Source organism: Limosilactobacillus portuensis (assembly GCF_014838735.1).
Classification (GTDB): Bacteria; Bacillota; Bacilli; order Lactobacillales; family Lactobacillaceae; genus Limosilactobacillus; species Limosilactobacillus portuensis.
Window position 1 is genome coordinate 1 of record NZ_JABUXQ010000095.1, and the last position, 312, is coordinate 312.

Annotated in this window: 1 protein-coding gene; it reads left to right on the plus strand. The window is 46.8% G+C overall.

The genetic code is table 11. From position 1 onward, the window contains the following. Positions 1-312 (plus strand): fibronectin type III domain-containing protein (locus HUK49_RS10720; RefSeq protein WP_191913677.1); only part of this gene is annotated, 312 nt, incomplete at both ends.

Genomic DNA, 312 nt, shown 5'->3' on the forward strand with positions numbered 1-312 from the left:
ACTTTCATTGGGCGGGTTTAACACCCAACGTTACGCTTCATCTGTCAGTAGCGTCCTTTAATGGCTTCCGTGAAAGTCCAAGGACGAGCCTGACGGTTAAAACTCGGGGAATTCAAGTTAAAGTGCCAGTTAGCTTAACCGCTGGGGCAACGGTGTCGTTAGTCTACCTTGAATATGCATTAGGGTTAGTTCCGATTGGGACGGAACCCAAGGGCATGTTCGGTGGTGGCAATCGACAAATTATCCCAGCAAAAGTGATTAGTTCAGCTAACGGGATGAGCACGATTGAAATTACCAACAGCTTTAACTTGA